The organism is Bradyrhizobium sp. BRP22, from assembly GCF_020194175.1.
Classification (GTDB): domain Bacteria; phylum Pseudomonadota; class Alphaproteobacteria; order Rhizobiales; family Xanthobacteraceae; genus Bradyrhizobium.
The window spans coordinates 51,924-72,881 of sequence record NZ_JADYVX010000038.1; the positions used below are offsets into that span (position 1 = coordinate 51,924).

The 20,958-nt window shown below is 64.0% G+C and carries 19 protein-coding genes; 17 read left to right on the plus strand and 2 right to left on the minus strand.

Going from position 1 to position 20,958, the window contains the following annotated elements; genetic code table 11:
* Positions 1–19: 19 nt before the first annotated feature.
* The 8 genes from I6F35_RS32665 (at position 20) to I6F35_RS32700 (ending at position 6,778) form a co-directional block, all read left to right on the plus strand.
* Complete coding sequence (locus tag I6F35_RS32665; protein ID WP_225121755.1) at positions 20–886, plus strand: branched-chain amino acid ABC transporter permease; 867 nt, start codon at positions 20–22, stop codon at positions 884–886.
* Positions 883–1,818 (plus strand): branched-chain amino acid ABC transporter permease, encoded by a 936-nt coding sequence (locus I6F35_RS32670; protein WP_225121756.1) that lies wholly within the window; start codon positions 883–885, stop codon positions 1,816–1,818. The genes I6F35_RS32665 and I6F35_RS32670 overlap by 4 nt, the downstream gene beginning before the upstream one ends.
* The gene (locus I6F35_RS32675; RefSeq protein WP_225121757.1) at positions 1,811–2,560 is read left to right on the plus strand and encodes an ABC transporter ATP-binding protein; all 750 of its coding nucleotides are present in this window, start codon (positions 1,811–1,813) and stop codon (positions 2,558–2,560) included. The genes I6F35_RS32670 and I6F35_RS32675 overlap by 8 nt, the downstream gene beginning before the upstream one ends.
* Complete coding sequence (locus tag I6F35_RS32680; protein WP_225121758.1) at positions 2,544–3,284, plus strand: ABC transporter ATP-binding protein; 741 nt, start codon at positions 2,544–2,546, stop codon at positions 3,282–3,284. The genes I6F35_RS32675 and I6F35_RS32680 overlap by 17 nt, the downstream gene beginning before the upstream one ends.
* Before the next feature lie 45 nt (positions 3,285–3,329).
* A complete protein-coding gene (locus I6F35_RS32685) occupies positions 3,330–4,079 on the plus strand; it encodes a hypothetical protein (protein WP_225121759.1) in 750 nt (249 codons plus the stop codon).
* A 182-nt stretch (positions 4,080–4,261) separates the two neighbouring features.
* Complete coding sequence (locus I6F35_RS32690; RefSeq protein WP_225121760.1) at positions 4,262–5,857, plus strand: flavin monoamine oxidase family protein; 1,596 nt, start codon at positions 4,262–4,264, stop codon at positions 5,855–5,857.
* Positions 5,854–6,261: a cytochrome c gene (locus I6F35_RS32695; RefSeq protein ID WP_225121761.1), complete on the plus strand. Its 408-nt coding sequence runs from the start codon at positions 5,854–5,856 to the stop codon at positions 6,259–6,261. The genes I6F35_RS32690 and I6F35_RS32695 overlap by 4 nt, the downstream gene beginning before the upstream one ends.
* A gap of 25 nt (positions 6,262–6,286) precedes the next feature.
* Positions 6,287–6,778, plus strand: coding sequence for a RidA family protein (locus I6F35_RS32700; protein WP_225121762.1), 492 nt, complete (start codon positions 6,287–6,289; stop codon positions 6,776–6,778).
* 1 nt (position 6,779) lies between these two features.
* On the opposite strand, the gene I6F35_RS32705 is transcribed toward I6F35_RS32700, so the two are convergent.
* A complete protein-coding gene (locus tag I6F35_RS32705) occupies positions 6,780–7,970 on the minus strand; it encodes a PepSY-associated TM helix domain-containing protein (RefSeq protein ID WP_225121763.1) in 1,191 nt (396 codons plus the stop codon).
* A 271-nt stretch (positions 7,971–8,241) separates the two neighbouring features.
* Complete coding sequence (locus I6F35_RS32710) at positions 8,242–10,236, minus strand: TonB-dependent siderophore receptor (RefSeq protein ID WP_225121764.1); 1,995 nt, start codon at positions 10,234–10,236, stop codon at positions 8,242–8,244.
* Positions 10,237–10,892: 656 nt separating this feature from the next.
* Here I6F35_RS32710 and I6F35_RS32715 point away from each other — a divergent pair.
* The 9 genes from I6F35_RS32715 to pncA all read left to right on the plus strand — a co-directional run bounded on the left by I6F35_RS32715 (position 10,893) and on the right by pncA (position 20,764).
* A complete protein-coding gene (locus I6F35_RS32715; RefSeq protein ID WP_225121765.1) occupies positions 10,893–12,320 on the plus strand; it encodes a M20/M25/M40 family metallo-hydrolase in 1,428 nt (475 codons plus the stop codon).
* A 300-nt stretch (positions 12,321–12,620) separates the two neighbouring features.
* Positions 12,621–13,493 carry a xanthine dehydrogenase family protein subunit M gene (locus I6F35_RS32720; RefSeq protein ID WP_225121766.1) on the plus strand — a complete coding sequence of 291 codons (873 nt, stop codon included), beginning with the start codon at positions 12,621–12,623 and terminating at the stop codon, positions 13,491–13,493.
* The gene (locus I6F35_RS32725; protein WP_225121767.1) at positions 13,483–13,974 is read left to right on the plus strand and encodes a (2Fe-2S)-binding protein; all 492 of its coding nucleotides are present in this window, start codon (positions 13,483–13,485) and stop codon (positions 13,972–13,974) included. The genes I6F35_RS32720 and I6F35_RS32725 overlap by 11 nt, the downstream gene beginning before the upstream one ends.
* Positions 13,971–16,313, plus strand: a complete 2,343-nt coding sequence (locus I6F35_RS32730) for a xanthine dehydrogenase family protein molybdopterin-binding subunit (RefSeq protein WP_225121768.1) — start codon at positions 13,971–13,973, stop codon at positions 16,311–16,313. The genes I6F35_RS32725 and I6F35_RS32730 overlap by 4 nt, the downstream gene beginning before the upstream one ends.
* Positions 16,310–17,428, plus strand: coding sequence for a ring-opening amidohydrolase (locus I6F35_RS32735; RefSeq protein WP_225121769.1), 1,119 nt, complete (start codon positions 16,310–16,312; stop codon positions 17,426–17,428). The genes I6F35_RS32730 and I6F35_RS32735 overlap by 4 nt, the downstream gene beginning before the upstream one ends.
* A complete protein-coding gene (locus tag I6F35_RS32740; RefSeq protein ID WP_225121770.1) occupies positions 17,428–18,624 on the plus strand; it encodes an NAD(P)/FAD-dependent oxidoreductase in 1,197 nt (398 codons plus the stop codon). Before I6F35_RS32735 ends, I6F35_RS32740 begins: the two co-directional genes overlap by 1 nt.
* Before the next feature lie 28 nt (positions 18,625–18,652).
* On the plus strand, positions 18,653–19,171 hold the full coding sequence (locus I6F35_RS32745; RefSeq protein WP_130580480.1) for a VOC family protein: 519 nt from the start codon (positions 18,653–18,655) through the stop codon (positions 19,169–19,171).
* A 79-nt stretch (positions 19,172–19,250) separates the two neighbouring features.
* Positions 19,251–20,078, plus strand: coding sequence for an aspartate dehydrogenase (locus I6F35_RS32750; protein ID WP_225121771.1), 828 nt, complete (start codon positions 19,251–19,253; stop codon positions 20,076–20,078).
* Positions 20,079–20,143: 65 nt separating this feature from the next.
* On the plus strand, positions 20,144–20,764 hold the full coding sequence (gene pncA / locus I6F35_RS32755; protein ID WP_225121772.1) for a bifunctional nicotinamidase/pyrazinamidase: 621 nt from the start codon (positions 20,144–20,146) through the stop codon (positions 20,762–20,764).
* The last annotated feature ends 194 nt before the right edge of the window (positions 20,765–20,958 follow it).

Consider the following 20,958-nt stretch of genomic DNA (forward strand, 5'->3'; position numbering starts at 1 on the left):
AGCTCAATTAGGCATCTCCATGCACGCAGCCCAGATCCTGGTGAACGCGGTGGTCCTCGGCTGCCTCTATGCCTGCATCGCGATCGGCTTTTCGCTGGTCTGGGGCGTGCTGAACGTCATCAACCTGATCCATGGCTCCTTCATCGTGCTCGGCGCCTATCTCGCCTTCGGGCTCTACAACGCGCTGCACATCTCGCCCTGGTATTCGGTCGCTGTCGCTGCGCCGCTGTTCTTCGTGCTCGGCTACCTCCTGCAGCGGCTGCTGCTCAACCGCGTGATCACGGCCCCCGTGCTGGTCACGTTGACGCTGACCTTCGGGCTCGACCTGATCCTGAACAATGCGATGATCTATTTCTTCAAGGCCGATTACCGCAAGCTGATGCTGACGCCGTCGCTCGGATCGGTCTCGATCTTCGACGTGGTGGTGCCGGTCGACCGGCTGATCGCGACGGTGTCCGCGTTGGCGCTGACCGGCGTGCTCTATCTCCTGCTGCGGCGCTCGCGCGTCGGGCGTGCCATTGTCGCGGTGCGGCTCGACCGCGACGCGGCGGTGCTGATGGGCGTTGACGTCAAGTCGATCTACGCGATCGCGTTTGGCCTCGGGGCTGCGCTCGCGGGCTGCGCCGGCGTGCTGATGGCGCTGATCTTCCCGATCTCGCCATTGACCTCGTCGGGCTATCTCGGAAAGGCCTTCGTGGTCTGCGTGCTCGGCGGTCTCGGCAGCGTCTCGGGCGCGCTTGCAGGCGGCCTGTTGCTGGCGCTGGTCGAGGGGATCGGCTCGACCTTCTTCGGCCCGGCCCATGCGACCACGCTGTCCTTCATCCTGCTCATCATCTTCCTGATCCTGCGCCCGCAGGGGCTCCTTGGCCGGAAGGGTTTTGAATGAGGAAGTCGAATATCGTCCTGCTCATCCTGCTCGCGGTCGTCGCTGCACTGCCGCTGGTCGGCGGCCCCTATGCGCTGCGGCTCGGCACCATCGCCTGCATGTACGCGATCCTGGCGCTGTCGTGGAACGTGGTCGGCGGCTTTGCCGGCTACCCGTCGTTTGCGACGGCCGCCTTCTTCGGCTTCGGCGCCTACACCACCGGCGTGCTGCTGGGCAAGGGATTGCCGCTCTGGCTTGGCGTCGTGATCTCGGCCGTCGCTGCCTTATTGGTCACGGCGGCGCTCGGCGCGGCCCTCTTGCGCCTGCGCGGACACTACTTCGCGATCGCAAGCCTCTCGCTGGTCGAGGTGCTGCGCGAACTCGTCAACAATGCCACCGATCTCACCGGCGGCGGCATGGGCCTCAACATTCCCTTGGTGTCCGGCTTCGGCGTGCTGGCGGAGGCGATGTTCTTCTTCTACGCGATGTGGATCCTGCTGCTGCTCACCGCGCTGATGGTGATGGCGGTCGCCGGGTCCAAGCTCGGCTTCGGACTCGCCTGCATCCGCCAGAACGAGACCGCCTCCAGCATGGTCGGCCTCAACACCACGCTCTACAAGAGCATCGCCTTCGGCCTGTCGGCCTGTTTCGTCAGCGCGGCCGGCGGCGTCTATGCCGCCTGGGTGCACTATATCGATCCGTCCGACGTCTTCGACATCCTCTATTCGGTGAAGCCGATCGTGATGGCACTGATGGGCGGGCTCGGCTCGCCGCTCGGCGTTGCCTGCGGCGCGTTCCTCTATCTCGGGCTCGAGGAGGTGGTCTGGCGCAACTACATCCAGTTCCACACCGGCGTGCTCGGGCTGATCATTGTCCTCTTGCTCCTGTTCCTGCCGCATGGCCTGATCTCGCTGCGGCCGGCCAACCTGTGGCGACGGGTCAAGCATGTCTGAGATCCTTCGCCTCGAAAACGTGTCCCGGCATTTCAGCGGCCTGCAGGCGCTGCGCGACGTCACGCTCGCCGTCAACGGGGGCGAGGTGCTCGGCCTGATTGGTCCGAACGGCGCCGGCAAGACCACGCTGGTCAACACCATCTGTGGCGTCACGCCGGCCAATTCCGGCAAGGTCTCCTTCGATGGCAAGGACATCACGCGGATCAAGACCTATCAGGCGGCGCGGCTCGGCCTGTCGCGCACCTTCCAGATCGTGCAACCCTTTGCCGAATTCACCGCGCTCGACAACGTCGCCGCTGCCGCGCTGTTTTCGCAGCCGGGCCAAAGTCTGAACACCGCGCGTGAGCAGGCCATGGCGCACCTGGTCTATGTCGGCCTCGAGCTGCAGGCCAATCAGTCCGCTGCGACGCTGACGCTCGCCATGCGCAAGCGGCTGGAGCTTGCGAAGGCGCTCGCGATGAAGCCGAAATTGTTGTTCCTCGACGAGGTCAATGCCGGCCTCAACAGCGCCGAGGTCGAGCGCGCGACGAAGCTGATCCATGAGCTTGCGGCTGGCGGCATCACCATCGTGATGATCGAGCATCTGATGAAGGTCGTGCTCAATGTCTGCACGCGCATCGCGGTGCTGCATAACGGCGCGCTGATCGCCGATGGCGCGCCGCGCGAGGTGATCGAGAATCCTGCGGTGGTCGAGGCCTATCTCGGCCAGCAATATACCAAACGGAATGCCGGCCGTGGCTAGTTCACTGATCCTCGAACTGAAAGGGCTCTCCGCCGGCTATGGCGAGATCCAGGTGCTGTGGGGCATCGATCTCGACGTGCGGCACGGCGAGATCACCGCGCTGATCGGCTCCAACGGCGCCGGCAAGACCACGCTGATGCGGGCATTGTCGAGCCTGATCCCGACCACCGCGGGCAATTACTTCTCCGAAGGCCGCGACCTCACCGGCGACACCGCCGCCGAAATCCTCGCCCACGGCATCGTGCATGTGCCGGAAGGGCGGCGGCTGTTCGGCGCCATGAGCGTCGAGGAGAACCTTTTGATGGGCGCCTATCTGCGCAAGGCGAGCCGCGCCGAGATCAACCGCGACCTCGATCAGGTCTATGCCACGTTCCCGAAGCTGCGCGAGCGGCGGCGCCAGGCCGCGGCGACATTGTCCGGCGGCGAGCAGCAGATGTGCGCGATCGGCCGCGGCCTGATGAGTGCGCCGCTATTATTGATGATCGACGAGCTCTCGCTCGGGCTTTCGCCCTTGCTGGTCGAACAGCTCGTGGCGGCGCTGCGCCAGCTCAACGCCAACGGCACGTCGATCCTGCTGGTGGAGCAGGACGTCACCATCGCGCTCGACCTCTGTCACCGCGCCTTTGTCATGGACATGGGCCGTATCGTGCGCAGCGGCGCGGGAAGCGAACTGCTCGCCGACCCGATCGTCCGCGATGCGTATCTCGGCGTGCTCCACGAATGACCGAATTCGGCCTTTCCTAACCCCTTTACGTTGCAAAGAGGTGTCATGATTACGACCATCGAGGTTCAAGACGGCGGCTATCGCTTCATGCCGGGTGTCAGCCAGTATTCCTGCGGCATCGGCGCGCTTCCTGGCTTCACCATCGAGCGCGTGCGCTTCGCCGATCCGGTGCCGCTGAGGGAGGGATTTGCGCGGATTGCCGATATCCTCAAAGGCGCCGGCCGCCCCCTGACGGCGTTCGGCGCCTGCGAATTGCGCTCGCCCGCGCCGTTCACGGAGGAGGGCTTTCGCGCCTTCAACGAGATCTACATCAAGACGCTGATCGAATGGGGCGTGATGAAGGACGGCATCAATCCGGTGGCGCGCAGCAATGTCTGTCCGAAGATCGATCCTCCGGCCGAGCCGTGTTTCCATGCCTTCTCCTACGCAGTGCCGGCGCCGCAGGCCGCGCCATCCTTCGTGATCGCCGGCAGCGGCGAGTCGGTCGAAGGCAAGGCGAACTATCGCGACCACATTGTCAGCCCCGGCGATGTCAGTCCGGCGGGCATGCTGGCCAAGGCAAAGTGGGTGCTGGATGAGATGGAACGCCGCATGAGCGCATTTGGGGGCACGTGGAAACAGACCACCGGCGTGCAGCTCTACACCGTGCAGGACGTCTATTCGATCCTGGAAAGCGAACTCGGCCGCCGCGGTGTGTTCAGGAACGGCCTGACCTGGCATTTCAACCGCCCGCCGGTGGTCGGTCTCGACTACGAGATGGACTGCCGCTGCGTTCACATCGAAAAGGTGATCTGACTTCTCCCTCAGCCCGCGAGCGGGCGAAGGTGAGACGGAGCGTGCCTCTCGATCTCGCATCAACGCGCCGCACTCGCATCAAAAGCGCGTGTTGGCGCGCGTTCAATCAAGCCGCTTGCTTGACAGTTGAGTAGCCAATCGTTTCCTTTGGCACCTCCAGATCTGGTGCGGCTGGGACGTCAATGCAGAGCGAAGCGGCAGTCATCAGGCGGCGTGATCTTTTCTCGTTGATCGGCGCGATGGCCGGCAGCGCGGCGATGTATCACGCGATGACCAGCCTCGGCTTCGCCTCCGAGTCGACCTACAAGGGGCCGCTGCGGCTCGAAGGCGATCCGAAGGGCGCATCCGTCCTGGTCCTGGGCGCCGGGCTTGCCGGCATGACGGCGGCGCTGGAGTTGCGCAAGGCGGGCTACAAGGTCCAGGTCCTCGAATTCAACAACAGGGCAGGCGGCCGCAACTGGACGCTGCGCGGCGGCGACACATTCGTCGAACTCGGCGGCCAGAGGCAGACTTGCGAATTCGACCGCGGCCTCTACCTCAACCCGGGTCCGTGGCGGATTCCCTATCATCACCGCGCGCTGCTCGACTATTGCCGGCGGCTCGGAGTTGCGCTCGAGCCGTTCATTCAGTTGAACCACAATGCCTATCTGCACGCCTCGCGCGCGTTCGGCGGCGAGCCGCAAAAGATCCGCGCGATCAAGGCGGATTTCCAGGGCCAGGTTTCCGAACTGCTTGCGAAGGCAACCCAGCAGGGCAAGCTCGACGAGGCGGTGTCCAAGGAAGACCAGGAGATCCTGCTGCAGGCGCTGCGATCCTGGGGCGCGCTGGATTCCGACTATAGATACAACGCCAATCTCGTCTCGGCCGAGTTCCGCGGCTATGCGCGCGAGCCCGGCGGGGGCTTAAGTCCCGAGCCGTTGCCGAGCGATCCCGTCACCTTGTCGGACCTGTTGCGGTCGCGTGTCTGGCGCTACTTGCAGAATTTTGCGCGCTACAGCTTCCAGACCACGATGTTCCAGCCGGTGGGCGGCATGGACATGATCGGCAAGGCGTTTGCGAAGGAGGTCGGCGATCTCATCCGCTATAACGCCAAGGTGACGCAGATCCAGCAGAACGACCGCGGCGTCACCGTCAGCTATGTCGACACGACAAGTCCGTCGACGGTACTGCATGCACAGGCGGATTGGTGCATCTGCACGATCCCGCTCTCGATCCTGAGCCAGATCCCGGTCGACGTCGGCAGCCGCATGCAGGCCGCGATAGACGCCGTTTCCTATGCCGGCGCGGTCAAGGTCGGCCTGCAGTTCAAGCGCCGCTTCTGGGAAGAGGACGAGGCGATCTACGGCGGCATCACCTATACCGACCTGCCGATCCGGCAGATTGCCTATCCCAATGACGGTTTCAATCGCGCCGGACGCGGCGTGCTGCTGGGGGCCTATCTCTTCGAAGGCGCGAATGCGTATGAGTTCACCGCGATGGCGCCGACGCAACGGATCGCAAATGCTGTTGAGTTCGGTTCCATGATCCATCCGCAATACAAACGGGAATTCGAGAACGGCGTGGCGGTCGCCTGGCATCGGGTGCCGTTCACGCTCGGCTGCAGCGGCGAATGGACCGATGAGGGCCGGGCGAAGCATTACAAGCATCTATGCCAGATCGATGGGCGCATCGTGCTGGCCGGCGAGCACGCATCCGATCTGCCGGCCTGGCAGGAGGGCGCGATTCTGTCCTCGCTCGATGCGATCGGGCGGCTGCACGAGCGGGTGGTGAAAACGTGAGGATCGCGCAAAAGGCAGGCGCAGCGCTGCTCACGTTCCTCCCTGCGGCTGCGGGTTTTACGCAGGACAACGCCGCTACGCGCCCGACCTTTAGCTCGGGCTATCGCTTCGTCGAAATGACCGGCGAGGAACTGTTCGCCAATGTCTGCCAGGGCTGCCACATGCCCGATGCCGCGGGCGCTGCCGGCGCCGGAGCCTATCCCTCGCTGATCGCCAACCGGAATCTTGCCACCTCCAGCTATGCCGTCCATCTCGTCGTCAACGGCCGGCGCGGCATGCCGGCCTTCGGCGACATGATGACCGATGGTCAAGTCGCCGCCGTTGTGAATTATCTCAGGACGCATTTCGGCAACAGCTACACGGATGCGGTAACGGCCAAGGAAGTCAGGGAAGCGCGCCGCTGAAGTGCCGACCTAAGGGGGGAAATCGATGAATATTCGCGCAATGCTGCAGGCTGTGTTGCTCTCGGCGGTGGCTTCCGTGCCCGCGCAGGCCGAGATCGTCAGGCATCCGATTCCGAACTCGACATTTCCGATCGCGCAATCGGTGCAGGTCACCGGTAATTCCACGATCTATTATGTCAGCGGCCAGGTACCACTGGTGATCAACAAGGACGCCGATCCTTCGAGCCGGGAAGCCTATGGCGATACCAAGGCTCAGACCGTCAGCGTGCTCAACCGCATCAAGGGCATCCTGGAAGGTCTCGGCCTCGGTATGGGCGACGTCATCAAGATGCAGGTGTTCCTGGTGCACAGCCCGACCGCGCCGATGGACTTCAAGGCGTTCATGGAGGGCTATACCCAGTTCTTCGGAGGCAGTCAGCCGAACCTTCCGGCGCGCTCGGTGGTCGGCGTCGCTTCGCTTGCCAATCCTGGTTTCCTGGTCGAGATAGAAGTGGTCGCGGCAAAGGACGCCAAATAATTCACGGCCGCGCGATGCGCTCGTCCGGAACCAGGGCCTCGAGTGTCGGCCGTGCCAGACGCCGATGCCTTCGACGTGAAAGATACAAAAGAAAGCCGGTGACCACGAGCAGCGGCATCAGCGCCGCGGCTATCATGAACAGCAGCTTGCCCGGCCATCCGAATATGCTGCCGCGGTGAATATCGAGCACGCTCGAAAGCATCCGCTCGCCGATGGTCTTGTCTGCGTAGATTTCCGCCGACACCAGCCGGCCGCTCGCGGCATCGATCCGGAATTCGTCGCGCGCGCCCTCATGCGATGCATCGCGGGACCAGGATCGGATCCGCACGACGGTGCCCGCGCCGGCCGGCAGCGTCAGTTGGGCTGTCGCGAAACGGCTGCCTTGTTCATGCAGGAATGTCGACCATACCCGATCGAGCGCAAGCGGCTTGGTCTCGGCCGCGCCAGTGTCTCGCGCCGCCTTGGGCTTCATCGGCGCGGCGACAGTCGGAGAGGAACGCGCCAGCAGCCAGGTGGCGCCGCTCTTGTACCAGTCGAACGAATACCACAGGCCGGTGAGCACGATCACCAGGTAGATCGGCAGCACCCAGGTTCCGGCGACCGCGTGCAGCGATCTGTGGAAGCCGCGACCGCGCAGCGCCAGGTTCGGCTTCAGCCAGATCTTGACGCTACCGGCGCGATGCGGCCATCGCAGCACGATCCCGGAGATCAGCATCGCGATCAGGCCGATCGCAGCGATGCCGGTGATCTGCCGGCCATAGCCGTTGGCATCCCCGGGTATCAGCAGCCAGCGATGCAGTCTGCGGACCGTGATGAAAAACTCCTCGCCCCGTGGGCTGCCGAGCACGTGCGCATCATAGGGATCGACATAGATCGATGAAGGCCGGGAGCCGCCGTCGTTGCGGGCAAACCGGATTCGCGCCGCGGCGGACGGGTCACTGGACATCGTCACGGCCGAAACCTTGCCGAAATCCGGATTCGTCTGCAATCGCGCGATCAAGGCGTCCGGTGTCAGCATCGGAGCCGAGCGGGCCTCGATCCGCATGATCCCGGCATTCAGGCTGGCTTCGATTTCATCCTCGAAGCTCATCGTCGCGCCGGTGATCCCGACAAGCGCCAGCACCAGCGAAAGCGCCAGGCCAACGACGGAGTGGACCTGCAACAAGGCGGCCTTGATCGATTGCTTGCTCATAAATTGGAAGGAACAGGTCGCGGGATCAGCGTCGAAATCGGCGAGGCCTGATGATCACCGCCCACTCAACGGCGTTATCAGGACGATACCGGAAAGATATTCCTTCCGCCACCCTTAAGGGAAGCTCGCACAGTTTGTAATAGTTCTATCTTGTGTGCCGCGGTGTTGAGCAAGCCCTACAGCCCTTGCTGCGAAGAATAATGTCATCGTCGCGTCGTATATCGCAGTTTTGTTTTCACTCTGCCGCGATGCTTTCGCCGAGAGTCCCATCTCAGAACTTCACCGTCGCCGAGAGCGAGACGCGCCGCGCGTCGCCGAGCGCGACGTTCAGGTTGCTCACCGCGGAGGGATAATAGACGGTGTCGAACAGGTTCTTGACGTTCAGTTGATAGATGACCGGCAGGTTTTCATATTTGGTCTCGTAGCTTGCGAACACGTCGGCGACGACATAGGACGGCAGCACGAATGTGTTTGCTGCGTCGCCGGGCCGGTCGCCGACATAATGCGCGCCGGCGCCGAGCCGCAGCCGGCCCGGCAACGCGGTGCCGAAGTCGTAGACCAGGTAAAGCGAGGCCGTGTTCAGGGCGACGTTCTGCAGCGCCATGCCGGCCAGTGTCGGATCTTCGATCACCCGCGCGTCGGTGTAGCCATAGCTGCCGATCATGCTCCAGTTGTCGGTCAGCCTTCCGGTGACGTCGACCTCGATACCGCGCGAGCGCACCTTGCCGGCGGTGCGAAATTCGACGATGCCGGTAGCGCTGTTGAGCTGCGATACCAGCACGTTCTTCTTGTCGATATCGTAGAATGCCACCGTACCCGAGAGCCGCTTGTTGATATCGAACTTGGCGCCGGTCTCCCAGGAGACGCCCTCTTCGGGCGCGATATTGGAACCAATCACAACGCCGCCGGTGAGGGGCGCGATGGTCGAGGTTGGTTTCAGCGACTGCGTATAGCTTGCATAGAGGGATAGTTGGTCGGTGAGCTTGAGGATGACACCTCCGAGCGGGAGCACCTTGTCTCCGGAAAGATCGGTGTTGGCCTTGAACGGGCGTCCGCGCCCGGCCAGCTGGTCGTAATCCATGTAGCGCACGCCGGCGACCACCGCGAACCGATCGGTCACATGCAGCGTATCCTGGAAGAACAGAGAATATTGGCCAAGCTTGTCGGTCTGGTCGCTGTCGCTGGCGGAGACCGTGGTGCCCGGCTGGATCAGTCCATAGACCGGATCATAGAAATTGAACGAGGGAGTCGCCTGCCGGATCAGGTTCTTGCGGTAGATCGTGCGATACTGGCCGTCACCGCCGAACAGCACATCGTTGCGCATTCCGCCGATCCAGAAGCCGCCCTGCAGGTAGGATGTCCCGTAGCTCACATTGCTGAGCGAACCCTGCGTGCCGTCATTGCTGCGCGTCTCGATGCCGGTCAATGCATTGACGCGGGTGATGCGGAGCTGGTTGGCGCTGAAGGTCTCGGTGTTGTAGCTATAGGCGGCGAAGAGCTTCCAATCCTCATTGAGCCGTTGCTCGACCGAACCCTGTACCAAATCGGATGTTCCCCACATATTGTTGAAGGGCTCATCGAGCCGGCGCGTCGCCGGAATAGGCAGCGGCGATTTGGTGATCGGATCGAACGCCGTGCCGCGGTCGAACGGATAGATGAAATCGCGATGCTCGTAATTGAGCTGTACCGTGGTCGTGTCGCCATACCACGCCAGCGACGGCGCAATCAGTGTTTCGCGGTGACGCCCGAAATTGCGCCAGTAATCCTCGTTGACACCATAGGCAATGAAGCGATAGGCGAGACCGTCCTTGCCGATCGGCCCGGTGATATCGAAGGTCGCATCGGCGCCGTTCTTGTTGTCGGCGTAGGTCGAGCCGAGCAGGGTGATCGATCCGTGCTGATAGAGTTCCGGGCGCTTGCTGATGGTGTTGACGATGCCGCCGGGATCCATGATGCCGTATAACAGCGAGGCAGGTCCCTTCAGCACCTCGACGCTCTCGACGGCCGGGTTGAGGCTGCGGCCCTGAACCAGCGGCATGCCGTTGCGCATGATCGAGCCGTCGCGATTATCGCCGAATCCGCGCCTGATGACGGCATCCTGAGTGCCGGCAAGCGTATTGGTCTGGGTGATGCCGCTGACATTGACGAGCGCATCGTCGAGATTGCGCGGCAATTGATCCTTCAGCACCTGCTCGGGCACGACGTTGACGACTTGCGAGGTGTCGAGTGGGGAGGCGCCGGTGCGCAGCGTGGTCGAACTGGGCATCGCGCGATAGCCCAGCTTGGCTTCATAAAGCGCAGCCGCGGCCGCCGCCGCACGCTCCGATAGCGTGGGCTGCGCCGGCGTAACATTTCGATTTCGTTGAGCAGCCGCCGTTGCTGCTCGAGTCCGCTGCGCGGGCGGCGTCGCTGGACGTGCCGGCTTGCGCTTCTGCGCCGGCGATTCCACCGTCACCGCCGGCAAGGTCACGCTCGATTGTGCCCGCGCGATTGTGATTGAAGATGAGCAACCAGCCAACAGGGCCACGGTGCCGAGGAAAAAATGCGCGCGGCTTCCGCCGCCCCGATGTCGATGGTCTCCCACGAGACGGCGAACAGCACTGAACTTCACTTCGATTCACTTCCACGACGAGATTAGGGCGGTGCCTTTAGCAGCCGATGCGAACAGAAAGAACCGCGCTGGACTTGAATCGCTCTAAGGACGAGCTTCGCACGAATGATTGGCTAATCAGTCGTACGACACGGCAGGAGTCTGCCGCCGGATCGAGCCGCTTCTTCTTCAATTTGTAGCGAAGGAGCAATCGAATGCTTGACTGTTGCCGCCGGATGCGCCGCGCCGTCACCAGCCGCGCCATCTTGCAAAACCTCAGCGTCCCTGTCTGAATGCCGCACAACTGGGGCGAGTGGCATCGGAGACCCAAGATGGTTGGAAACGTCAGACCAAGGCTTTCAATCCTGCTGTCGACCGTATTCGGCGTAGCTTTGCTGGGAACCCCCGCGGTCGCCGCGGAGGGACTGAGCCCGGAGCGGCAGTTCGCGCGCGACGTCTATCAAGAGCTGATCGAGATCAACACCGTCACCGCGACCGGCGACACTGCCAAGGCGGCGGAGGCGATGGCTGCCCGGTTGCGCGCCGCCGGCTTTGCGGACAGCGACGTGCAGGTCTTTTCGCCGGCGCCGCGCAAGGGCAATCTGGTGGCGCGGCTGCGCGGCAGCGGCGCGCGCAAGCCGATCCTCCTGCTCGCCCATATCGACGTGGTCCCGGCCAATCGCGAGGACTGGTCGGTCGATCCGTTCAAGCTGACCGAGCAGGACGGCTATTTCTATGCCCGCGGCAGCGGCGACGACAAATACATGGCCGCGGCCTTCGTCACCAACCTGATCCGGTACAAGAAAGAGGGCTACAGACCTGACCGTGACATCATCCTGGCGCTGGAGACGGATGAGGAGATCCTGGACGCCAACGGCCTCGGCATTCAGTGGCTGCTCAAGAACAAACGTGACCTGATCGATGCCGAATTCGCGCTCAACGAGGGCGGCGGCGTTGGTCTGAAGGACGGCAAGCCGATCCGCAACAGCGTGCAGACCTCCGAGAAGGTCTCGGTGAGCTTCCTGCTCGAAGTCAAGAACCGTGGCGGCCACAGCTCGGTGCCACTGAAGGACAACGCGATCTATCGCCTCGCCGAAGGCCTGGTCCGCCTCTCGAAGTTCAGTTTCCCGATCAATTTGAACGAGACGACGCGGGCCTATTTCGAGCGCACGGCGCAGTTCGAGAGCGAGCAGACGGCATCCGACATCCGAACCGTGCTTTCGGACAAGCCCGATCCGGCCGCGATGTCCTTTGTCCGGCTCGCGGCCAATCCTGCCTATAACGCGCAGCTCCGCACCACCTGCGTGGCGACGATGCTCGAGGCTGGCCACGCCGTGAACGCGCTGCCGCAGCTTGCGACCGCCAAGGTGAACTGCCGCATCATGCCGGGCGAGCCGGTCGACGGGGTCAAGGCGACGCTGGAGCGCGTGCTCGCCGACGACCAGATCCAGGTCACCCAGATGGGCCAGGCCGTGCTGAGCGCGCCGTCGGCCCTGCACGAGGAGATCATGGGCGCGATCGAGAAGCTGTCGCGCGAGTTCTGGCCGACCGCGGCGGTGATCCCGACCATGAGCACCGGTGCCACCGACGGCAGCTATCTGCGCAACGCGGGCATCCCGACCTACGGCCATTCCGGCCTCGCTGCCGATATCAGCGACATCCGCGCCCACGGCAAGGATGAACGGATTCTGGTGAAATCATTCTACGAAGGCGAGGACTATCTCTATCGCCTGGTGAAGATGCTCGCCGGCGGAACGTGACCGGCCCCACCGTCATTGCGAGGAGCGGTAGCGACGAAGCAATCCATGCCTCCGCGAGCGTTGAGATGGATTGCTTCGCTTCGCTCGCAATGACGTGAGGAAGCAACGCGTCGTGCCCGTCGACTTTCTGTGCCGCCCAATGTTTATGCACACGTAAGAAGAATGAGCAGGGATTAGCTGCATTTACATGCAGTTCTAGGCGCCTTTGGGCTCGCCGACTTTTGACTGGCATTGTTAAACTACAGATAGTTTCGCCTCCTGTTTCGAGCCGATGCGGATGCGTTCGTCGAACGAGCCTTTATGAAGCCTGCTCCCTTCAAATACATCGCGGCTTCGTCGCTGGATCACGCGCTCTCGCTCAAGGCCGAACATGGCGACGAGGCGAGATTCCTCGCCGGCGGCCAGAGCCTGGTCCCGGCGATGAATTTTCGCCTGGCGCGGCCGGCGGTCGTGATCGATATCAATGGTCTGGATGATCTGGCCGGCATCGATCACGGCCCAACCATTCGCGTCGGCGCACTGACGCGCTATTGCGCGCTCGAACAGGACAACGGATTCCTTCGCTCCTGTCCGCTGTTCGCCGATGCGCTGCCACATATCGCGCATCCGCAGATCCGCAACCGCGGCACTATCGGCGGCAATCTCTCGCATGCCGATCCGGCTTCCGAGCTTCCTGCTGTGGCGGTCGCGATGGAAGCGCGGATGCGGCTGAAATCCGCGGGCGGCGAACGGCAGCTTGCAACATCGGAGTTCTTCCAGGGTTCGCTCACCACCGATCTCGCCGCCGACGAGATGCTGGTCGATGTTGAGTTTCCGGCACTGCCGCCACTCAGTGGCTCCTGTTTCATGGAAGTTGCGCGGCGCCGTGGCGACTTTGCCATCGCCGGTGTGGCAGCCATCGTGACACTGGACACGGAAGGCCGCTATGCCAAGGTCCGGCTCGCGCTATGCGGCGTTGGCGAGACGCCCTTCGATGCCAGCGAGGCTGCTGCATCCCTGATCGGCGAGCCTTGCACCGATCGGCCGATCAAGGCCGCCGCTGCCGCCATTCAGGCGGCGATCGAGCCCGCCGGCAACGTCCACGCCAGCGCCGATTATCAGCGGCATCTTGCCGGCGTGCTGGCGCAGCGCGCGATCCGCACGGCCTATCAGCGAGCGGCAAATGCAGCCTGACCGCCACGAGATCAGTGTCTCCGTCAACGGGACGCCTTATCGGCGCAGCATCGAGTCGCGGATGCTGCTCAGCGATTTCCTGCGCCACGATCTGTTGCTTGCCGGCACCCATGTCGGCTGCGAGCACGGCGTCTGTGGCGCCTGCACCGTGCTGCTGGATGGCGCGCCGATCCGCTCCTGCCTGATGCTCGCGGTGCAGGCCAATGGTCACGAGCTCTCGACCATCGAAGGGCTCGCCTCTAATGCCGGCGAACTCAGTCCGGTGCAGAAGGCGATGCACGATCATCACGGCCTGCAATGCGGCTATTGCACGCCGGGCATCCTGATGACGATGACGGCGTTCCTGAAGCAGAACCCGCAGCCGTCGGAGGACGAGGTCCGCGAGGTGCTGTCGGGCAATCTCTGCCGCTGCACCGGCTATCAGCACATCGTCGACGCCATGATGGCGGCGGCGCAGGCGATGCGGGCGGCCGCGCCATGACTACGCGTTTCTTCGGCGCCCCAGTCAAACGCAACGAGGACCGCAAGCTCCTCACCGGGCAGGCGCTGTTCATCGACGATGTCGAGCTGCCGGGCATGCTGCACGCGGCGTTCCTGCGCAGCCAGGCCGCGCATGCGCGCATCGCGCGCATCGATGTTTCCCGCGCGCTGCAGCGTCCGGGTGTCGTCGCGGTCTACACCGCCGACGACTACGGCGACTATTGGCAGCGCGGTCCGCTATTGGTGCCGCCACCGCCGATCCCGGGCAGCGTGTTCAACCTGCGCACGCAGGTGCCGCTTGCCAAGGACAAGGTCCGGCATGTCGGCGAGCCCCTGGCCGTCGTCGTCGCCGAGAGCCGCTACATCGCCGAGGATGCGCTCGACGATATCGATGTCGATCTCGAGCCGCTGCCGGCGGTGATTGATCTCGAGGCGGCGCTGCGGCCCGGTTCAGCGCTGGTGCACGACGATCTCGGCTCCAACGTCTCAGCGCATGTGCATCAGAGCAAGGGCGACTATCGCGCCGCCGCCGCGAATGCGCATCTGGTGATCAAGCGGCGCTTCGCCTATGAACACGGCATTTCGTCAACCATCGAGACCCGCGGCGTGGTGGCGCATTGGGAAGCGCGCAGCCAGCACATGACGATCTGGGACACGACCCAGGCGCCGGTGTTCGTCCGCAACGGTCTCGCCGCCGTGCTCGGCCTCGGCGAGCGGCAGGTGCGCGTGATCGCACCGTTCGTCGGCGGCGGCTTCGGGCCGAAGATCATGATGTTCTATCCGGAAGAGGTCGCGCTGCCCTGGATCTCGATGCGGCTCAACCGTCCGGTGAAATGGATCGAGGACCGGCTGGAACATTTCTTCGCCACCACGCATGAGCGCGGCCAGATCCATGACGCCGAGATCGCGGTCGCGCACGACGGCCGCATCCTCGGCGTCAAGGACGTCTTCCTGCACGACGGCGGCGCCTACGATCCTTACGGGCTGACGGTGCCGATCAACAGCCAGTGCACCTTGCTCGGGCCCTACGTGGTGCCGGCCTACGACTCGACCTTCACTGCCGTCTTCACCAATCTGCCGATCGTGACGCCCTACCGCGGCGCCGGACGGCAGCACGGCGTGTTCGTGATCGAGCGTCTGCTCGATCTTGCCGCACACGAACTGAACATCGACCCCGCCGAGATCCGCCGGCGCAACCTCATCCCCGCCGATGCGTTCCCCTACAAGAACGGCATCATCTACCAGGACTTCTCTGTTCTCGAATACGATAGCGGCAATTACGAGCCGGTGCTCGACCAGGCGCTGCAGGCGATCGACTATTCCGGGTTCAGGCAGGAGCAGGAGAAACTGCGCGCGCAAGGCCGTCATGTCGGCATCGGCATCGCCTGCTACGTCGAGGGCACCGGCATCGGGCCTTATGAAGGCGCCAAAGTGCAGGTGCAGGCCAACGGCAAGGTCAGCGTCGCGACCGGCATCGGCACGCAGGGGCAGGGGCATTTCACGAGTTTCGCCCAGATTGTCGCCGACCAACTCGGCGTCGACGTCACCGATGTCGACATCGTCACCGGCGATACCGACCAGTTCTATTGGGGCGCCGGCACCTTTGCCAGCCGCGGCGCTGTTGTCGCCGGCAATGCCGTCAACGAGGCCTCGCGCGCGGTCCGGCAGAAGGCGCTGAAGCTCGCCAGCGACGCCTTCGAATGCGCCGAGGAGGATCTGGTGCTTGCCGACGGCAAGATCTCGATCGTCGGCATTCCCGAAAAATTCTTGAGCCTCGGCGAACTGGCGCGGCGCGCCAACCCGATGCGCGGTGCGGTGAAGCCCGGCACCGAGCCGGGATTGGAATCGACGCAATATTTCGGCCCGCCGAGCGGCGCCACCGCCAATGGCGTGCATGCCATGATCGTCGAAGTCGACCCTGACACGTTCGACATCAGGATCCTGAAATACGTCGTCGTCCATGATTGCGGCACGGTGATCAACCCGCTGATCCTCGAAGGCCAGATCCATGGCGGCGTCGCGCAGGGCATCGGCAACGCCTTCTACGAAAAGCTTGTTTTCGACGACCAGGGCCAGCTGCTGAACGCCTCGCTCGCCGATTATCTGTTGCCGACCGCGCTCGACGTGCCGCGCATGCAGCTCGGCCACACCGTGACGCCGTCGCCGCTCAATCCGCTGGGCATCAAGGGCGCGGGCGAAGCCGGCGCGATTCCCGTCGGTCCCCTGTTCGCGCAGGCGATCGAGGATGCACTGCAGCTCAAGGAAAAGAACGTCGAACTGCTGGAGATTCCCTTGAGCCCGAGCCGGATCTTCGAACTGATCAAGGCGAGCGTGCCATGAGGACGGCGGGGGTCTTTCGGCTTTCAATGGCGCATCCCGGCGATCTCTCCGAGCTCGATCGCCTGATCGCGGACGGCACGGTCCGTGCCGCCGACGTCGTCGCCATCATCGGCAAGACGGAGGGCAATGGCGGCGTCAATGATTTTACCCGTGGCTACTTCACCCAGACCTTGATGCTGCTGCTGTCGAAATATCTCAACAAGCCGGCAGAGCAGCTGCTCCACGAAATCCCCTGCGTGCTCTCGGGCGGCACCGAGGGTGTGATGAGCCCGCATTACAGCGTGTTCTGCATCAGCGACGCCGAACCGGCGCTGCGCACCGGATCATCGCTCGCGATCGGCACCGCCTTCAGCCAACCGGTGCCGGCCGAGGATGTCGGCCGCCGTGCCCATGTCGACAGCGTCGCCAATGCCGTGCGCGCCGCGATCGCCAAGGCTGGGATCGAGCGATTGGAGGACGTCCATTTCGTGCAGGTCAAATGCCCCTGCGTGACGGTCGCCCGCGCCGCGGCCGCGATCGCCGCCGGCAAGACGCCGCTCACCAACGATCCTAACAAGTCGATGGCCTTTGCCCGCGCCGCCGGTGCATTCGGCGTGGCGGTCGCGCTCGATGAACTGGCGCCGTCGGCCTTCACCGACGCATCGCTGCTCAGCGATTTTTCGATCCAGTCGCCGCGCGCCAGCATTTCCTCGGGCGTCGAGGTCGAAAGCAATGAGGTCGTCGTGCTCGGCAACAGCCCGCGCTGGAGTGGATCGCTGCGCATCTCGCACCGGCCGATGGCTGATGCGCTCGACATCGGCGCGGTCGTCGACGTGCTCGCCGATCTCGGCATTGCGGCGAGGCCGCAGGTCTCCGCCGCGGACGCCCAGCGCATTGCCAGTGTGCTGGCCAAATGCGAGCCCGACCGGCGCGGAAGGATTCGCGGCAACCGGCACACCATGCTCGACGACACCGATATCAATGCGCAGCGCCACATCCGCGGCGCGGTTGCCGGCCTCGTCGCCGGCGTGATCGGCGATGGCAGGATCTTCGTCTCCGGCGGCGCCGAACATCAGGGCCCCGATGGCGGCGGCCTGATTGCCGTCATTGCGTCGCAAGAGGAAGGTCTGGCCTGATGCGCATCGTCATCATCGGCGCGGGTGTCGCGGGCTGCGTGATGGCGCGCCGGCTCGCGCGCCTCGACGGAGTGGAGGTGACCTGCCTCGAGCGGGTCTCGCGCGACGATCATTCCGAAGCCGGCACCGGACTCAATGTCGGGCCGAACGCCGTCAAGGCGATGAGGCTGATCGATCCTGAACTCACCGATCGTATCACCGCTGCGAGCTTTCTCTGGGACAATTGGCGGATCTCGCTGACCGACGGCACCGTGCTGTTCGACCTGCCGCTGGAGGAGGTCGCGGACGGACCGGGCTGGCGCATCCGTTGGTCGGAGCTCTATCGCGTGCTGCGTGAAGCGGCGGGTGACACGGTGTCCTACGGCTGCGAGATCGTCGAGGTCGGCCGCGACGGTGCCGATCCGCGCAAGACCTCCGTCACCTGGACGCAGGACGGCAACACGCACCGGCTCGACAACATCGATCTGTTGATCGCCGGCGACGGCCGCTACTCGCAGGTGCGCCGCGCGATCTCCGGTGAGCCGCGGATCATGCCGACGGGAGTGGCGATCTTCCGCGTGCTGGTGCCGGATACCTCAAACGGCCTGATCGACGATTACGAGCAGTGGTTCAACGGACCGAACCGGCTGTTGTCCTTCCGCGTGCCCGCGGACCACGTCTACGTCGCCGGCACGTTTCCGATCGATCCCGAGGCGCAGATCTCCGAGAGCCAGAAGACGCCCGACGTCCTGCGCGCCGTCTACACCCCGCGTGCGGCGCCGCCGAGCGACCAGGCCCGCTGGCTGATCGACACCGTCTGCAACAATGTCGCCGATACTCATTGGGCGCGGATGCAGGAGCATGAGGTGCTCTATCGCGCCGTCGATTGCAACGTGCTCTATCTCGGCGATTCCGCCCATGGCATGGTGCCGACCCTGGGGCAGGGCGCGACCCAGGCGCTGGAGGATGCCGCCAATGCGGCCGCGCTGATCATGCAGCGCTACAGCAGCGGAAGCCGCGATGTCGCAAGCTGGCTCACCGAGTTCGAAGTGCTGCGCAAGGACCGCATGCGTTTCGTGATGGAGTTCTCACTTCACGCAACCGATACGATGCTGGCAGGCGCCGATCCGGTCGCGGGGACCCTGCACAAGAACGAGCCGCCATTTCTGAACAAGTTGAAGTCGCTCTATTGCGACGTCGGACTGCCGCGAATATAGCGGCCAAGCATTTGAGGAGATCAATGTCATGACCAGAGCCGAACCGACGCTGCCGATCGCAACCGTGCACGGGCTCTATCACATCGCCATCAAGACCGAGAATTTGGCAGCCACGCGAAAGTTCTACACCGAGATCATCGGGCTGCGCGAATTCGCGCGTCCCGATTTCGGCTACCCCGGCGCCTGGCTCGGCTGCCCGCAGCCCGGCGGACTCGCGATCATGCATATCTATGCCGGCGGTCCCGCGCTCGGTCCCGAGGGCAAGGCGCCGGCGGGAACGGCGGCGATCGACCACGTCTCGCTGTCCTGTTCCGGCTATCGCTCGTTCGTCTCCCGCTTCAAGGCGGCGGGGCTCGACTGGCGCGAATTCATCGTGCCGGGGACCACGCTCTGGCAATTGTTCGTCTATGACCCCAGCGGCGTGCAGCTCGAGCTGACCTTCGAATGCGGCGGCGAGGGCGAGGAGAAGCCGGACATGTCGCCGGGCCGCAAATATGTCGCGGGCGCGAGCTTCTTCGACAAGGCGACCTATCCCAAGCTCGCCTGACGATGGCATTCGCGCGGGACGATTGACATCAGGCTGTGTCTGGGGGAGAGGACGGTCCTCTTTCCTTGGAGAAGTTTGAATGGTGGATTCGAGCAGCGCCCGATCCGGAGCCCGCGTGGCCGTTGCCGGCCTCGGTGCGATCGGTGCGAGCGTCGTGAAGGAACTGGATCGCGGCATCGAGGGATTGGTGCTCACCGCGGTGTCGGTGCAGAACATCGCCAAGCACCAGGCCTGGCTCAATGATTTGAAGACGCCGCCAAAGATCCTGCCGATCGAGCAACTCGCCGACGCCGCCGACATCGTCGTCGAATGCGCGCCGAGCAGGCTGGTGCGCTCCATCGTGGCGCCGGTGATCGAGCGCGGCAGGACCGCGATCGTGCTCAGTGTCGGCGCGCTGTTGCAGAACGAGGACCTGATCGCGCTTGCGAAGAAAAGCGGCGGCCAGATCGTGGTGCCGACCGGTGCGCTGATCGGGCTTGACGCCGTCACCGCAGCGGCCGAGGGCACCATCCATTCGGTCCGGCTGGTGACGCGGAAGCCGCCACTCGGGCTCGTCGGCGCGCCTTATCTGGTCGAGAACGACATCAGCGTCGAAGGGCTCTCCGAGCCGCTGCGGATCTTCGAAGGAACCGCGCGCGAGGCGGCAAAGGGCTTTCCCGCCAACCTCAACGTCGCCGTCGCGCTGTCGCTCGCCGGCATCGGCGCTGATCGTACCAGAGTGGAGATCTGGGCCGACCCGACCGTGACGCGCAACACCCACCGCATCGAGGTGGATTCCGATTCGGCGCGGCTCTCGATGACGATCGAGAACATCCCTTCCGAAAATCCGCGCACCGGACGCATCACCGCGCTGTCGGTGATCGCCTATCTGCGCAAGCAGCGCGCCTCGCTGCGCATCGGGACCTGAGGTTGGGTGCTGCAGCGCTGCGGGTTTTCGGCTAAGCTCCGGGGTCAACCACCGCCGAGTTGCCCATGCAGATTCATCCGGACGACCTGCTTCTCATCGTCGACGTGCAGAACGACTTCTGCCCCGGCGGCGCGTTGGCGGTTGCCGAGGGCGACGCGGTGGTGCCGGTGATCAATCGGCTCTCCGTGCGGTTCGATCATGTGGTGCTGACGCAAGACTGGCATCCGCCCGGCCATAGTTCCTTTGCCACCTCGCGGCCCGGCTCGGCTCCGTTCCAAACCATCGCCATGCCCTATGGTCCGCAGACACTGTGGCCGGACCATTGCGTGCAGGGGACGGAAGGCGCCGCATTCCATCCGAAGCTTTCGACCGATAGAGCGGAGCTTGTGATCCGGAAGGGCTTCCGTTCCGCGATCGATTCCTATTCCGCGTTCTACGAGAACGACCGCACCACGCCGACGGGCCTTGCCGGCTACCTGCGCGAGCGCGGGCTGAAGCGGATCTTCATGGCCGGGCTCGCGACTGATTACTGCGTGCATTATTCCGCGCTGGATGCACGCCGGCTCGGCTTCGAGACCGTGGTCGTGGAAGCCGGCTGCCGGGCAATCGATCTGTCCGGCTCGCTTGCGGCTGCGCGCGAGGGAATGGCCGCTGCCGGCGTTCGGGTCGTGAACGACCTGGATTGAGCCGCCCCATCCGTATCTCAGGCAAAAAGCATTGTTTTGATTAGGCTTTTGCTCTAGAGCCTGATCCGATCAGGTTGAATCGGTTGCGAGTTTGCTTCACCTCCCCCCGCTTGCGGGGAGGTCGGCGCGAAGCGCCGGGTGAGGGTTCTCTCCTCTTGGGAGTCCCAATGTGGAGACAGTCCCCACCCGGGCCC

Bases quoted from the DNA above. Each gene is read 5' to 3' on its own strand.
- I6F35_RS32665 (WP_225121755.1), top strand. From the start codon at position 20: ATGCACGCAGCCCAGATCCTGGTGAACGCGGTGGTCCTCGGCTGCCTC.
- I6F35_RS32670 (WP_225121756.1), top strand. From the start codon at position 883: ATGAGGAAGTCGAATATCGTCCTGCTCATCCTGCTCGCGGTCGTCGCT.
- I6F35_RS32675 (WP_225121757.1), top strand. From the start codon at position 1,811: ATGTCTGAGATCCTTCGCCTCGAAAACGTGTCCCGGCATTTCAGCGGC.
- I6F35_RS32680 (WP_225121758.1), top strand. From the start codon at position 2,544: ATGCCGGCCGTGGCTAGTTCACTGATCCTCGAACTGAAAGGGCTCTCC.
- I6F35_RS32685 (WP_225121759.1), top strand. From the start codon at position 3,330: ATGATTACGACCATCGAGGTTCAAGACGGCGGCTATCGCTTCATGCCG.
- I6F35_RS32690 (WP_225121760.1), top strand. From the start codon at position 4,262: ATGCAGAGCGAAGCGGCAGTCATCAGGCGGCGTGATCTTTTCTCGTTG.
- I6F35_RS32700 (WP_225121762.1), top strand. From the start codon at position 6,287: ATGAATATTCGCGCAATGCTGCAGGCTGTGTTGCTCTCGGCGGTGGCT.
- I6F35_RS32705 (WP_225121763.1), bottom strand. From the start codon at position 7,970: ATGAGCAAGCAATCGATCAAGGCCGCCTTGTTGCAGGTCCACTCCGTC.
- I6F35_RS32710 (WP_225121764.1), bottom strand. From the start codon at position 10,236: ATGCCCAGTTCGACCACGCTGCGCACCGGCGCCTCCCCACTCGACACC.
- I6F35_RS32715 (WP_225121765.1), top strand. From the start codon at position 10,893: ATGGTTGGAAACGTCAGACCAAGGCTTTCAATCCTGCTGTCGACCGTA.
- I6F35_RS32720 (WP_225121766.1), top strand. From the start codon at position 12,621: ATGAAGCCTGCTCCCTTCAAATACATCGCGGCTTCGTCGCTGGATCAC.
- I6F35_RS32725 (WP_225121767.1), top strand. From the start codon at position 13,483: ATGCAGCCTGACCGCCACGAGATCAGTGTCTCCGTCAACGGGACGCCT.
- I6F35_RS32730 (WP_225121768.1), top strand. From the start codon at position 13,971: ATGACTACGCGTTTCTTCGGCGCCCCAGTCAAACGCAACGAGGACCGC.
- I6F35_RS32735 (WP_225121769.1), top strand. From the start codon at position 16,310: ATGAGGACGGCGGGGGTCTTTCGGCTTTCAATGGCGCATCCCGGCGAT.
- I6F35_RS32740 (WP_225121770.1), top strand. From the start codon at position 17,428: ATGCGCATCGTCATCATCGGCGCGGGTGTCGCGGGCTGCGTGATGGCG.
- I6F35_RS32745 (WP_130580480.1), top strand. From the start codon at position 18,653: ATGACCAGAGCCGAACCGACGCTGCCGATCGCAACCGTGCACGGGCTC.
- I6F35_RS32750 (WP_225121771.1), top strand. From the start codon at position 19,251: ATGGTGGATTCGAGCAGCGCCCGATCCGGAGCCCGCGTGGCCGTTGCC.
- pncA (WP_225121772.1), top strand. From the start codon at position 20,144: ATGCAGATTCATCCGGACGACCTGCTTCTCATCGTCGACGTGCAGAAC.